Genomic DNA, 14,323 nt, shown 5'->3' on the forward strand with positions numbered 1-14,323 from the left:
CAGACTAACTTTTTAAGAAAATGACAAAATTATAAATTATGACTAAGTTTCAGTCGGGCAACAAAGTAAAGCAAAAGCTAAACTCTCCGTCCCGAAGTAAAAAGTTTGGTCAACATTTTCAAAGGTTGTGGGTGTGGGCAACGCCCACAAATACTTTATGCTATCGCAAATTTTGATAGCCAAACGGCTTGCTGTTTGGCGGCTTGAACACAATGGCGAAAGCCAATGCGACAGCAACAGAGAAAAGATACTCCCTATAATTTGTGCCGTCATTGCTACGCAATGACGGCACATTATTTTATCTATTCCCCTTTTTAAGGCTATCGCCTGTTTTCAAAACATTGTCTTAGCACGCAAACAGCTTTGCTGTTTGCGCCCGATAATTTGATGTAAGGGAAACTTTTTATGGGCTCTGCCCAAACCCGCAAGCCTTTAAAAAGGCTTGACCTAAATTTTTTAATTATTTTACCAAACCATAATTACACCAACTTTTGATAAAGAGCCTTAATTATTAATCTTAGCGATGAAACACACAAAAAATACCCGACTATAGCTTTTGCTATAATCGGGTAAATGTTTTTTATATAAGAATTACTCTTTGCTCTTAATGTACTCGTCAATAGCTGCTGCGGCTGTTTTGCCTGCACCCATTGCAAGAATTACTGTAGCAGCACCTGTTACAGCGTCACCGCCTGCATATACGCCCTCACGAGATGTAAGACCGTGCTCATCAGTGATAATGCCGCCCCACTTCTGTGTTTCAAGGCCCTTTGTAGTAGCCTTGATAAGTGGGTTTGGTGATGTACCGATAGAAATAACTACTGCGTCAACATCAAGTACAAACTCGCTGTCCGGCTTAACAACAGGTCTTCTTCTGCCGCTTTCGTCAGGCTCACCGAGTTCCATCTCAACGCACTTCATACCTGTTACAAACTCGTTTTCATCACCGAGAATTTCAACAGGGTTGTTAAGGAGCTTAAAGATAATGCCCTCTTCCTTAGCGTGCTCAACTTCTTCTCTTCTTGCAGGAAGTTCCTCTTCACTTCTTCTGTAAACAATGTAAACTTCATCTGCACCAAGACGCTTAGCACAACGGGCAGCGTCCATAGCAACATTACCGCCGCCTACGATAGCAACCTTTTTAGCGTGCATAATAGGTGTAGCGGAATCCTCTTTATAAGACTTCATAAGGTTTGTTCTTGTGAGGAACTCATTTGCGGAATAAACACCGCAAAGGTTCTCGCCCGGAATCTTCATAAATCTCGGAAGACCTGCACCTGAACCGATAAATACTGCCTCAAAGCCCATATCGTCCATAAGCTCGTCAATAGAGATAACTCTGCCGATAACCATATTTGTTTCAACCTTAACGCCGAGAGCCTTAAGTGTATCAACTTCTTTCTGAACGATTGACTTTGGAAGTCTGAATTCGGGAATACCGTAAACAAGAACGCCGCCTGCAAGGTGGAGTGCCTCAAAAACAGTTACATCGTAACCCATTTTTGCAAGGTCGCCTGCGCAAGTAAGACCTGAAGGGCCTGAACCTACTACAGCTACCTTATGACCGTTTGGCTCCGGCTTATTTACAACAACATCTGTCTGAGCATTGTGCCAGTCGGCAACAAATCTCTCAAGTCTGCCGATACCTACAGGTTCGGTCTTAATACCTCTTACGCATTTTGACTCACACTGTGTTTCCTGTGGGCAAACACGGCCGCAAACTGCAGGAAGTGAGCTTGATTTTGAAATTACATCATAAGCACCCGAAAAGTTGCCCTGTGCAACTTCCTTAATAAAATCAGGAATTGAAATATGTACCGGACAGCCCGATACGCAAGGCTTATGCTTACAATTAAGGCAACGCTGTGCCTCTTCGATTGCAACTTCCTCTGTGTAGCCTGTAGCTACCTCAAGAAAGTTTTTATTTCTTACATTAGGCTCCTGTGTAGGCATAGGAGCTTTTTTAGGTGACATATTCGGCATAATTACTCAACCTCCTTCTTAAACAGATTACAAGCTTCGCTGTAAGCCTTACGCTCAAATTCCTTGTACATAGCGCCACGCTTCATAGCCTCGTCAAAGTCAACCTGGAAGCCGTCAAAGTCAGGGCCGTCAACGCAAGCAAACTTTGTTTCGCCGCCAACCGTAAGACGACAGCCGCCGCACATACCTGTGCCGTCAATCATAATCGGGTTCATAGAAACTGTGGTAGGAATGTTGTAAGGCTTTGTTGTCTTAACAACGAACTTCATCATAATAAGTGGACCGATAGTAATTACAAGGTCGTAGTTCTCGCCGGCTTTAATCATCTCTTCGAGCGGAGTTGTAACAACGCCCTGTCTGCCGTGTGAACCGTCATCTGTCATAACAATAAACTTGTCTGAACAAGCCTTGAATTCGTCTTCAAGAATAACAAGGTCTTTGTTTCTGAAACCGACAATAGAGTGAACCTCTACGCCGAGCTCGTGGAGCTTTTCAGCTATAGGAAGTGCAATTGCACAGCCTACGCCGCCGCCTACAACGCAAACTTTCTTGTAGCCGTCTGTATGAGTAGGAACACCGAGCGGGCCTACAAAATCGTGAAGGCAGTCGCCCTCATTTAAGTGGTTGAGTTTTTCTGTTGTAGCACCGACAATCTGGAAAATAATACGAACTGTACCCTTTTCTCTGTCATAACCTGCAACAGTAAGCGGAATACGCTCACCGTCCTCGTCAACTCTAAGGATAATAAACTGACCCGGCTGTGCTTTTTTTGCAATAAGCGGAGCGTCAATTTCCATAAGAGTAACGGTAGGGTTGAGTGATTTCTTTTTAACTATCTTATACATCTCAAATCTATCCCTTCGTATAATCTTTTTAAATCCAACACAAAAAATCGCATTGTATGCTTAATATTAGTTTATCACAATAGCATTAAATTTTCAATACAAATTCGTCTTTTTTCATCATAATCCTTAAGCACTTTTTTCCAAAACAATGTACATACAGCCGTATAAATTCATCTTTTATTGTAAAAATATATTTGATACATTTTCAAATTCGCAGCAAAAAATCCGATTTGCAAAAAGCAAAACAAAATCACTCCAACTCTACATTATAATCAGAAAGGATAATAATATGTTTACAAACAAAAAGAAAATCGCACTTGTCGGTACAGGAATGGTCGGTATGAGTTTTGCATATGCGGCTCTGAATCAAAACCTTTGTGACGAGCTTGTACTCATCGACATAAACGAACAGCGAGCCAGAGGCGAGGCAATGGATTTAAACCACGGCATTGCTTTTTCGCCTGCCAGCACAAAAATCTACGCAGGAAATTACAGCGACTGTAAAGATGCCGACATCGTTGTAATCTGTGCGGGTGCCAGTCAGCGGCAACCGTCGCAAAGCAGACTTGAGCTGTTAAAAGGCAATTACGAAATTTTCCGAAAAATTGTTCCGCAGGTAACGGAAAGCGGATTTGAGGGCATATTTATTGTCGCTACAAACCCCGTTGACATTATGACAAGAATTACCTGCGAGCTTTCGGGATTTAAAGCCGAAAAAGTAATCGGCACGGGTACAACCCTTGACACCGCAAGGCTTAGGTATCTTTTGGGCGAATACTTTGAAGTTGACCCACGCAACATACACGCCTATGTAATCGGCGAACACGGCGACAGTGAATTTGTACCTTGGTCGCAGGCTCTAATTGCGGTAAAACCGATTTGCGATGTTCTTTCAGACAATTCCAAAAGCTATTTTATGGAGGATTTAGACCGAATAAGCCGAGAAGTCCGTACCGCCGCACACGAAATTATCGCCGCCAAAAAAGCGACATACTACGGCATAGGAATGGCAATAGTGCGTGTAGCAAGAGCCGTGCTTGAAAACGAAAACTCCGTACTCACGGTATCCGTTAGATTACGGGGTGAATACGGCGGCAAAAAAGATGTTTTCCTCGGCAATCCGGCAATAATCGGAAGTGAGGGCGCAAAGCGTATGCTTGAACTAAAACTTACTCCGTCAGAACAAAAATATCTTGAAAATTCGTATAACATTTTAAACGACACCTATAAAAGTATTTTGTAAATAAATACAAAGATTAATAATTCGATAAACAGTTCATTGAGAGAAAACTCCGCTCTCAACGGACTGTTTTTATTTGACTTTAATTTTTCCGAATGTTATAATGTAAGTATAAACAGGAATTTCTGGAGGTAAAGACATATGAAAAAGTTTAGAACCGCAGTGTCTGTTATCATTATGGTCATTGCCGGAATCGTCGGCTTTTTTGTCGGAGCATCTGTTAATGAGGCAATGACAGGAGCAGTTTTGTTCTCGATGATTTCCGGAATTGCGTGCATTATTTACACAATTGATAATTTTGAGAAATAATCGAATATACTTAAAAATAAAATATGATTTTGTGTTAAAATTCTTTAAATCCTTGACATTGGTATAAAAATATGCTAAAATGTCTGTACAACAATGAATAAAGTCATCGGAGGACAGGGTGTCGTAACACCGTTCCGAGTATTCGGAACACTGTCGATAAGATGTCGGGTGAGCTCGGTTATTGATAATATAACCGAGCTGTTTTTATGTAAAATAAAGGAGAGTGAAATATGATTCAGTTATTGGAGCATTTTACCTACAAAAAACTTATCCGATTTACAATTCCAACTGTTGCAATGATGATTTTTACATCTGTTTACGGGGTTGTTGACGGACTGTTCGTATCAAATGTTGCGGGCAGTGAGTCTTTTGCGGGAGTTAATCTGATTATGCCTGCACTTATGATGCTCGGCTCTGTGGGATTTATGATTGGTACAGGCGGCAGTGCTCTTGTTTCAAAGACCATTGGCGAGGGCAACAAAAAACTTGCCAACCGCTATTTTTCAATGCTGATTTATTTTTTGGTAATTGCGAGTATTGTTTTAGCGGCAATCGGTATTTTGTTTATAAGACAAATCTCCGAACTTTTGGGCGCAGAGGGCGAAATGGTTAATATTTGTTCGGTTTACGGCAGAACTCTTTTGTTCGCTCTCCCATTCTTTATGCTTCAGAACTGCTTTCAAAGTTTTCTTGTAGTTGCCGAAAAACCTGCAATGGGACTTGGAGTTTCTCTTGCCGCAGGACTTACAAATATGATGCTTGACTTCCTGTTTATCTATGTATTCGGCTTGGGCGTATTTGGCGCTGCGCTTGCAACCGGTATAAGCCAATTTATCGGCGCAATGATCCCGATATTCTACTTTGCACGCAAAAACAAGTCGCCGCTGAAACTTGTTAAAACCAAACTTGAACTTAAACCGATACTTAAAACTTGCACAAACGGCTCTTCCGAAATGGTAACAAACATTTCAATGTCGCTTGTAAATATGCTCTACAATTTACAGCTTGTTAAATATGCGGGTTACGACGGCGTTGTAGCTTACGGCATTATAATGTATGTCGGATTTATTTTTGTCGGCACTTACCTCGGCTACTCGGTCGGAGTTGCTCCGATTATCGGATACCACTACGGCGCAGGAAATACCGATGAGCTGAAAAGCCTTTTCAAAAAAAGTCTTATTTTGCTGTCGGCAACCGCAGTTATCCTTACCGCCTGTGCAGAAATTTTTTCCTCTGCTCTGGCAGGAATTTTCGTAGGATACAACAAAGAACTGCACGCTATGACAACCAATGCAATCTGCCTGTTTGCGCTGTCATACATTATAAGCGGTATCAATATCTTTGCATCGGCATTTTTTACAGCGCTGAACAACGGTCTTGTTTCCGCTATAATTTCATTTTTGAGAACGCTGGTTTTTCAGGTCGCATTTATCTTTATTCTTCCGTTATTACTTGACCTCAACGGAATATGGCTTGCCGTTGTCGGCGCCGAAATTTGCTCGCTCATTGTAAGCATATCGTTCTTTGTAGCCAACAGAAAAAAATATAAATATGTATAATAAAAAAGCTGTTTTTCTTGTGGGAAAGACAGCTTTTATTTTGGAGTGAACAGAGTAACTGAGGTTTGGATTAAAAATTTTTAGGCTCAACTTTTATGCCAAAAAGTCAGTTTTTTAAAATTCTCTCCCCAAAAAGCAAAAAACTTTTTTTAATTTTCTATTTTTTGTCACTATATTGTCATAGTCCGAATGTTATAATATATTCATAAAGTAACAGTATAGGAGCAATATTATGAAAGGTAATTATAAACTCAAATGGCATAAATTTACAATTTATTTTGCACTTTTCACGCTGACAGCGATTACACTTTTTGCGGCTGTTCCGTTTTTTATAGGCAAAACCCACGCTGTCATCAACGGCTCACAAATTATATTTAACAATGCTCAAATATATGCCCAGCATCCTATGATGCAGACCTATGACATATTATTCGGTATATTTTTTGTGATGTATGCCATACTGATTGTAATAACCCGACAAAAACTCGCAGGTTTTAAAAAAGACGCACTCCAACTATTATACACCTGCTTGGGTGTTTCGGTATTAATACCGGCAGCGTATGCGGTGACAAATATTGTTGTAATTGGCTTTTTAAGAATATATTTTTACTTAATTGTTGTATCAATGATTGCGGCAGTAATACTTTTTTTAATTTACGCTGTATATTACGGCAAGAGAAAATCTCTCTTTACAAACTGATTTACTAAACCTTTTCCTAAAACTTCATATAAATAATTACCCAAAGAAAATGCAGTCCATATAAACGGACTGCATTTTTCTTTTATGATTTTTGTAAATCGTTGTAAGAAATGATGGTTTAGCGGATTATCGGTCGGGAAACAAAGTAAAACAAAATTAATAGTTTCTGTCCCGAATTAAAAAATTTATTAAACTAAACTGTGCGTGCTAAACCATAATATTAATGTTACCCCAATATTTAGAATAGAACCTTTTATACTTACTGTTTGAACAGCAAAAGCACTACAAAGTATGAAATTGCAAACAATACAAATGAAATTATCTGACTTAAGTAATAGTTTTTGAAATAGCTTTCCGGCGGATCCGGTTCAAGCTGAGATTTTTTGTATTTTTTTAATGAATACATATTTCCGAAAAATGTAAGTATAACAACAAAAGCAACAAAGATATAAGCACAGTTCAATTCGATTAGATCTACTGTTTTTGAAGAGAAACTATTATAGCTGTGATAATAAAAATAAAATGCAGCAAGTGCCGGTGCTGCCTCAAACATATAAACAATTCGTTTTTTCTTAGCAAACACAGCATAATTCAAAAGCGAGAACTCACCATGATGATGCCATCGCATCTCTATAAAGTAATCATCATTTTCAAAGATTTTCAGCAGTATAACTATAAAACAAGATATTAAATAAACAGCACTTCCAAAAACAGCTACGGAAATGTTAGGACAAGCCTTTTCCAGTAACTCGCCGTCATTTCTAAGTGGGTTAACTTCCAGTATGGAAACCACTATAAAATTCATTACCATATACTTTGTGGGAATTATAATGCTTTGGTCGGTTTTACCAATACACTCCATAAGCGACATAATTGAAAGAAATGTTATAATACCGATAACCACGAAACTTTCTATCAAGTACAAATAATCTTGAGAAAATGAAAAATAAAATTTGTAAAGCGGCACCGTTACACTTTCCAAGCTACCTAAAAAGAAATGAAAATGATGCGTAAAAAGTAAACTAACAACATTTATCACCGAACAAAGAATGATTGCAAACTGAAATCCGCTGAGAATTTTATAAGCAAGCTGAAACCTCGGCTTGCGTGATGTGTAGTTATAATCATTTACTGAAATCATAATAAAGCACCTTAAAATCGTCTTGTTTTTATCTGTATTTCTCTGTAACTTAATAATACTACCTTTTAGCTCTTTTTTCAATACTTCCCATCCACAATATTATTAACATACCATTAAAATAATGTTAAAAACTTTTCTGCTTTAAAGGTCAAATTGAGCATAAACCCTTGACATTGATAAAAAAATGTACTAAAGTGTCTGTACTTATAATAAAATATGGTCATCGGAGGACATGGTGTCGTAACACCGTTTCTATTTTGGAACACTGTCGATAAGATGTCGGGTGAGCTCGGTTATTGATAATATAACCGAGCTGTTTTTATGTAAAATAAAGGAGAGTGAAATATGATTCAGTTATTGGAGCATTTTACCTACAAAAAACTTATCCGATTTACAATTCCAACTGTTGCAATGATGATTTTTACATCTGTTTACGGGGTTGTTGACGGACTGTTCGTATCAAATGTTGCGGGCAGTGAGTCTTTTGCGGGAGTTAATCTGATTATGCCTGCGCTGATGATGCTCGGCTCTGTGGGATTTATGATTGGTACAGGCGGCAGTGCTCTTGTTTCAAAGACCATTGGCGAGGGCAACAAAAAACTTGCCAACCGCTATTTTTCAATGCTGATTTATTTTTTGGTAATTGCGAGTATTGTTTTAGCGGCAATCGGTATTTTGTTTATAAGACAAATCTCCGAACTTTTGGGCGCAGAGGGCGAAATGGTTAATATTTGTTCGGTTTACGGCAGAACTCTTTTGTTCGCTCTCCCATTCTTTATGCTTCAGAACTGCTTTCAAAGTTTTCTTGTAGTTGCCGAAAAACCTGCAATGGGACTTGGAGTTTCTCTTGCCGCAGGACTTACAAATATGATGCTTGACTTCCTGTTTATCTATGTATTCGGCTTGGGCGTATTTGGCGCTGCGCTTGCAACCGGTATAAGCCAATTTATCGGCGCAATGATCCCGATATTCTACTTTGCACGCAAAAACAAGTCGCCGCTGAAGCTTGTTAAAACCAAACTTGAACTTAAACCGATACTTAAAACCTGCACAAACGGCTCTTCCGAAATGGTAACAAACATTTCAATGTCGCTTGTAAATATGCTCTACAATTTACAGCTTGTTAAATATGCGGGTTACGACGGCGTTGTAGCTTACGGCATTATAATGTATGTCGGATTTATTTTTGTCGGCACTTACCTCGGCTACTCGGTCGGAGTTGCTCCGATTATCGGATACCACTACGGCGCAGGAAATACCGATGAGCTGAAAAGCCTTTTCAAAAAAAGTCTTATTTTGCTGTCGGCAACCGCAGTTATCCTTACCGCCTGTGCAGAAATTTTTTCCTCTGCTCTGGCAGGAATTTTCGTAGGATACAACAAAGAACTGCACGATATGACAACCAATGCAATCTGCCTGTTTGCGCTGTCATACATTATAAGCGGTATCAATATCTTTGCATCGGCATTCTTTACCGCACTAAACAACGGACTTGTGTCTGCCGTAATTTCGTTTATGAGAACGCTCGTTTTTCAGGTCGCATTTATCTTTATTCTTCCGTTATTACTTGACTTCAACGGAATTTGGCTTGCCGTAGTAGGCGCCGAAATTTGCTCGCTGATTATAAGCATATCGTTCTTTGCAGCCAACAGAAAAAAATATAAATATGTATAATAAAAAAGCTGTTTTTCTTGTGGGAAAGACAGCTTTTATTTTGGAGTGAACAGAGTAACTGAGGTTTGGATTAAAAATTTAGGTCAAGCCTTTTTAAAGGTTGACCAAACTATTATAATTGCTTGGCAAAATCGTGTGCTAAACAATAATTACCTCTCCTTTTGATAAAGAGCCTAAAAATTTATTATTTTTTGGCAACAAAAAAGTTGTATTTCTTTCCGTACAATCACAAATTTATTGCCAACAAATGCAAAATGTGTTATTATAAATATGTATATATTCGGACAGGCGTTCAGTCTGTTAATTCAGGTGCAGGCTTACCTGCAAATATCTGCGAAAAGGTGATAGAATTGTCATTTCCACAGGACAAAATTAGAAATTTCAGCATAATTGCTCATATTGACCACGGCAAAAGTACGCTTGCCGACCGTATTCTTGAGCAGACCAATTCGGTATCTGCCCGTGATATGGAGTCACAGCTCCTTGACGATATGGAACTTGAGCGTGAGCGTGGCATAACAATAAAGGCTCGTGCCGTATCGGTTACTTATGATGCCGACAACGGCGAAAAATATCTTTTCAACCTCATTGACACTCCCGGTCATGTTGACTTTAACTACGAGGTTTCCCGTTCTTTGGCGGCTTGTGAGGGTGCAGTGCTTATTGTTGACGCATCTCAAGGCATTGAGGCTCAAACTCTCGCCAACACTTATCTTGCTGTCGACAGCGGTCTTGAAATTGTGCCCGTAATCAACAAAATCGACCTGCCGAGTGCCGATCCTGACAGAGTTATCGAAGAAATTGAAGATGTAATCGGTATTCCTGCCGAGGACGCACCAAAAATTTCCGCTAAGCAAGGTATCAATATTCACGCTGTCCTCGAAAAAATCGTATCAGACATTCCTGCTCCGACAGGCGATGTCAACGCACCTCTCCGTGCGCTGATTTTTGACAGCTACTACGACAGCTACAAAGGCGTTATCATTTATGTTCGTCTTAAAGAGGGACAGATTCACCCGGGTGACGAATTTAAACTTATGGCAACAGGAAGTACATTCACCGTTGTGGAATGTGGTCTTATGCATGCCACATCAATGGAATCTACCAACGGACTTTACGCAGGTGAAGTTGGTTACATTGCCGCATCAATTAAAACTCTTGCAGATGCAAAAGTCGGCGACACTGTTACTCTTACCGCAAATCCTGCCAAAGAGCCTTTACCGGGTTATCGTGAGGCTCAGCCAATGGTTTACTGCGGTATTTATCCTGTTGACGGTGCAAAATACGGTGATCTTAAAGATGCTCTTGAAAAATTACAGCTCAATGACGCAGCACTCTCTTTTGAGCCGGAAACCTCGGTTGCTCTCGGATTTGGCTATCGCTGCGGATTCCTCGGACTTCTTCATATGGAGATTATTCAGGAAAGACTTGAGCGTGAATATCAGCTTGACCTTATCACAACTGCACCGAGTGTAATTTACAGAATTACAAAAACAGACGGCACCGTTGAAATGATAGACAACCCGACAAATTATCCTGACCCTGCACTTATTGCAATGGCAGAAGAGCCGATGACTACCGCACATATTTACTCACCAAAGGAATATGTGGGCAACATTATGGAGCTTTGTCAGGACAGACGAGGCATATTTATAGATATGCAGTACATTGATGCAGACAGGGTTGACTTGCACTATGAATTACCGCTTGCCGAGATTATTTACGATTTCTTTGATACCTTAAAATCACGCACAAGAGGTTATGCATCTTTTGACTATGAGCTTAAGGATTATGTAAAGAGCAACCTTGTTAAACTTGACATTATGCTTAACGGCGATGTTGTCGATGCACTGTCGTTTATTATTCACGCAGACAAGGCATATGGCAGAGCGAGAAAGATGGCGGAAAAGCTCAAGGAGAAAATTCCAAGACAGCTGTTTGAAGTTCCGATTCAGGCTTGCATTGGCGGTAAAATCATTGCGAGAGAAACCGTTAAGGCTATGAGAAAAGATGTACTTGCAAAGTGCTACGGCGGTGATATTTCCCGTAAAAAGAAACTTCTTGAAAAGCAGAAAGAGGGTAAAAAGCGTATGCGCCAGCTCGGCTCTGTTGAAGTTCCGCAAGAGGCATTTATGGCAGTGCTCAAACTTGATACAGATTAATATTAAAAAAGCAAGGGGCTGTGATGAAATAGGCTAACAAAAACAAAAAGGGGGCTATGAAAAAATAACCTTACAAAAACAAGAAGGCTCAAAACAGGAAGTCCAATACCATTACATATTTGACCATCAGTTTTTAGGAGTAGCAACAGCAGAAAAATATCGTATTGCTCTGTTACGATTGTCACAAGAAGGTTCATAGCGGTAAATTGGACATTTTTAAATTTTAACAAGAACGGAGGTAGAAAAATGTCGAGATTTAAGTTGTTATTTGACGGTGAGTACGAGGATGAAGTTTTTGATACAGAAGAAGAAGCAGAAGAATATGCTCTGTACTTATGCTCATGCACCCGTCAAGGTGCGGAAATTCTACATATGTCTAATCCTGGTGATTATGACTATGATGAGGATAATTTTGAAGATCCGGACTACGAAATTGTAGAAATTGACGATGATTAACAAATACTTTTGGATGTTCAGATTATGAATAAGAAAGAGGCTGTGAAAAAATAGCCTTACAAAAACAAGAAGGCACATAACCGAAAGTGATAACGGTTGTGTGCCTTTTGTGATATAGGTTTTTTAATAGTTAGGATAAATTATGGTTTAGCTGATTGCTTTATCAAGTAATTATAAAAGTTTGGTCGACCTTTTCAAAGGCCGTGGATGTGGGCAAAGCCCACAAATACTTTCCGCTTACGCAAACTAACAATAGCCAAACAGCTCGCTGTTTGGCGGCTTGAACGCAACGGCGAAAGCCCTTAAATGCGATAGCAACAAGAAAGCCATTCGATATATAATGAAAAGTTAATCATTTCTTTTCTAAAAGGCTGTCGCCTGTTTTAACAAACTTAGTTTTAGCACGCAAACAGCGTGGCTGTTTGCGCCTGATAAATTGTTATATTGGAAGATTTTATGGGCGCTGCCCAAACCCGCAATTTTTGAAAAAACTGAGTAAACTTTTTTGTTTTTCGGAGGATAATTTAGCGTTAGCTAAATTTCAATGCCCGACCGACATTCCGCTAAACAATAATTTTCTCAACTCTTGACAAAAAATCTTAATAAACCTAAAAATCCGCACTCACAATAAACCAAGTTAAAGTGAGTGCGGATTAATATTAATTATTTATGAAAGAACTTAACGCAATCAGAATTTGCTCCATCTCCACTTACCTGTAAGTGAAGACTTTTCCTTTGCTGCGTTTGTGCATCCTGTTACTACAAATGCATAATTCTCGAGATCCATTACTGAATTGTAATCTCTAAATACATTCCTAGTTGATGTTGTCTTTACATAGATTGAGTTGCCGCTGCAGAAGCCTGATACCGAACTGTTGTCAATTGCCTCTACCTGCTCTGCTGTAAGGTCTACTGTGTAAACTTTCCAGTCGCCGCCTTTGTAATTTTTAAGTGAGCTTACGAGTGAATCAGGTACTGAAATTGTTTTACCCGAATCCTTCATAGCAATCTTATTTACTTCAGTGATTACAGATGATTTACCATAGTAGAAGTAAGCGCCGCCTGACCAGTTCTGTGTAGGTACTGCAAACTTAAGTGTTGTTGCTTTGTATTCAGGCTTTGTCATCTCTGCCTTTGACCATGCACCTGTGTATGAATCAATTTCTGAATTTGTTACTGCTGCATTGATGAGGAATACCTGACCGTCAAAGTCTGCGATTGATTTACCCATCTTGATGTCAAACTTAGCAGATGTTTTGAGGTTATAGTTGCCTGCATATACAAAACCTGCATACTTAGCAGAGTCAATAGCCTTTACCTGTGCTTCTGTAAGCTCTGCAGAGAATACATGCCAGTCGCCTCTTCTTGTTGTCTTAAGTTTAGCGCCATCAGGATTATTAACTACAAGACCTGTGTCTTTCATATGGATTCTGTTTGATTTAATTACAGATGTTGTATTTGCATAATAAATATCAACATCACTCCATACTGTTCTGCCCGGTGCTACTCTCGGTGCTGCAAAGTAAACTGTTGTTGTGCTGCCTGTTGTTGCCTTAGCAGCCTTTACGCTTGTCTTAATTGTAAAGTTTTCAAAACCAGGAGTTGAAGTAACATCTGTCTGAGCTACTCCGCCTCTTACAACAGGCTTGAACTTAAGGTTGTAGTTGCTGTCAAGGTAACCTACGCTAAGTGTTTTAAGGTTGAAGTCAACTGTTGTGTCGCCTGTGCCGATTACATTGAAGTAAACTCTTGCAAGAGCCTTGCCGCCACTGAAATCAGCAAGATTCTGAATTTCACTGAAGTTAGATTTGATTGTGCCCTTAGCGTCCATAATGTTAGTAACCTCGTTAGTAACATATGGCATAAGCTTAGCTGAACGCTCCTTATCAACAGCGAGCTTTGTGTTATCGTAAGTAAGTGTCCATTCGGCATTTACAAGATTCATTGATGAATCTACAATGTACTCAAGACAAACTGTATCGCCCTTCTTAAATGTTACATTTGCATTTGAGAAGTAGTTAGATTTACTTGAGATATTAAGGTTTGTGCCCTGTGTAGGTGACTGTGTTGTCGGAGCTACTGTAGTCGGCTGTGTAGGTCTTACTGTAGTCGGCTGTGTAGGTCTTACTGTTGTTGGCTGTGTAGGTCTTGCTGTTGTCGGCTGTGTAGCCTGAGAAGCTGTTGTAGGAACAATAAGGCTTGTGATGTCACCGCTTGACATATTGTATGCACCTACAGCTGATGAAACGCTGTT

Annotated in this window: 11 protein-coding genes and 1 pseudogene; 8 read left to right on the forward strand and 4 right to left on the reverse strand. The window is 39.6% G+C overall.

Annotated elements, in window-relative coordinates; translation table 11 throughout:
• Window positions 1–591: 591 nt before the first annotated feature.
• Together gltA and H8R91_RS10735 are read right to left on the reverse strand one after the other, a co-directional pair.
• Window positions 592–1,983, reverse strand: a complete 1,392-nt coding sequence (gltA, locus tag H8R91_RS10730) for an NADPH-dependent glutamate synthase (protein ID WP_022234330.1) — start codon at window positions 1,981–1,983, stop codon at window positions 592–594.
• A 2-nt stretch (window positions 1,984–1,985) separates the two neighbouring features.
• Entirely contained in the window at window positions 1,986–2,828 is an 843-nt protein-coding gene (locus tag H8R91_RS10735; protein WP_022234329.1) for a sulfide/dihydroorotate dehydrogenase-like FAD/NAD-binding protein, read from the reverse strand.
• A gap of 289 nt (window positions 2,829–3,117) precedes the next feature.
• Here H8R91_RS10735 and H8R91_RS10740 point away from each other — a divergent pair, with 289 nt between their 5' ends.
• From H8R91_RS10740 to H8R91_RS10755, 4 genes are all read left to right on the forward strand, one after another.
• Window positions 3,118–4,071 carry an L-lactate dehydrogenase gene (locus H8R91_RS10740; RefSeq protein ID WP_022234328.1) on the forward strand — a complete coding sequence of 318 codons (954 nt, stop codon included), beginning with the start codon at window positions 3,118–3,120 and terminating at the stop codon, window positions 4,069–4,071.
• 138 nt (window positions 4,072–4,209) lie between these two features.
• Window positions 4,210–4,377, forward strand: a complete 168-nt coding sequence (locus tag H8R91_RS10745; RefSeq protein WP_022234327.1) for a hypothetical protein — start codon at window positions 4,210–4,212, stop codon at window positions 4,375–4,377.
• Between the two features lie 230 nt (window positions 4,378–4,607).
• Complete coding sequence (locus H8R91_RS10750; protein ID WP_186936162.1) at window positions 4,608–5,936, forward strand: MATE family efflux transporter; 1,329 nt, start codon at window positions 4,608–4,610, stop codon at window positions 5,934–5,936.
• 232 nt (window positions 5,937–6,168) lie between these two features.
• Window positions 6,169–6,636 carry a hypothetical protein gene (locus H8R91_RS10755; RefSeq protein WP_186936164.1) on the forward strand — a complete coding sequence of 156 codons (468 nt, stop codon included), beginning with the start codon at window positions 6,169–6,171 and terminating at the stop codon, window positions 6,634–6,636.
• A gap of 259 nt (window positions 6,637–6,895) precedes the next feature.
• On the opposite strand, the gene H8R91_RS10760 is transcribed toward H8R91_RS10755, so the two are convergent.
• Complete coding sequence (locus tag H8R91_RS10760; protein ID WP_186936166.1) at window positions 6,896–7,777, reverse strand: hypothetical protein; 882 nt, start codon at window positions 7,775–7,777, stop codon at window positions 6,896–6,898.
• A gap of 345 nt (window positions 7,778–8,122) precedes the next feature.
• Between H8R91_RS10760 and H8R91_RS10765 the strand changes: the two genes are divergently transcribed.
• From H8R91_RS10765 to H8R91_RS10775, 4 genes and pseudogenes are all read left to right on the forward strand, one after another.
• Entirely contained in the window at window positions 8,123–9,451 is a 1,329-nt protein-coding gene (locus H8R91_RS10765) for an MATE family efflux transporter (RefSeq protein ID WP_186936168.1), read from the forward strand.
• Between the two features lie 254 nt (window positions 9,452–9,705).
• Window positions 9,706–11,613, forward strand: coding sequence for a translation elongation factor 4 (gene lepA, locus H8R91_RS10770; RefSeq protein WP_186936170.1), 1,908 nt, complete (start codon window positions 9,706–9,708; stop codon window positions 11,611–11,613).
• 152 nt (window positions 11,614–11,765) lie between these two features.
• A pseudogene (locus H8R91_RS12460) lies at window positions 11,766–11,840 on the forward strand (hypothetical protein); the annotation flags it as partial.
• Window positions 11,841–11,859: 19 nt separating this feature from the next.
• A complete protein-coding gene (locus H8R91_RS10775; protein ID WP_186936172.1) occupies window positions 11,860–12,069 on the forward strand; it encodes a hypothetical protein in 210 nt (69 codons plus the stop codon).
• Window positions 12,070–12,757: 688 nt separating this feature from the next.
• Here H8R91_RS10775 and H8R91_RS10780 read toward each other — a convergent pair.
• The coding region (locus H8R91_RS10780; RefSeq protein WP_494546231.1) for a cohesin domain-containing protein at window positions 12,758–14,323 on the reverse strand (1,566 nt) is incomplete at its 5' end.

Origin of the sequence: Ruminococcus intestinalis (assembly GCF_014288065.1) — a bacterium.
GTDB classification, from domain to species: Bacteria; Bacillota; Clostridia; order Oscillospirales; family Acutalibacteraceae; genus Ruminococcoides; species Ruminococcoides intestinale_A.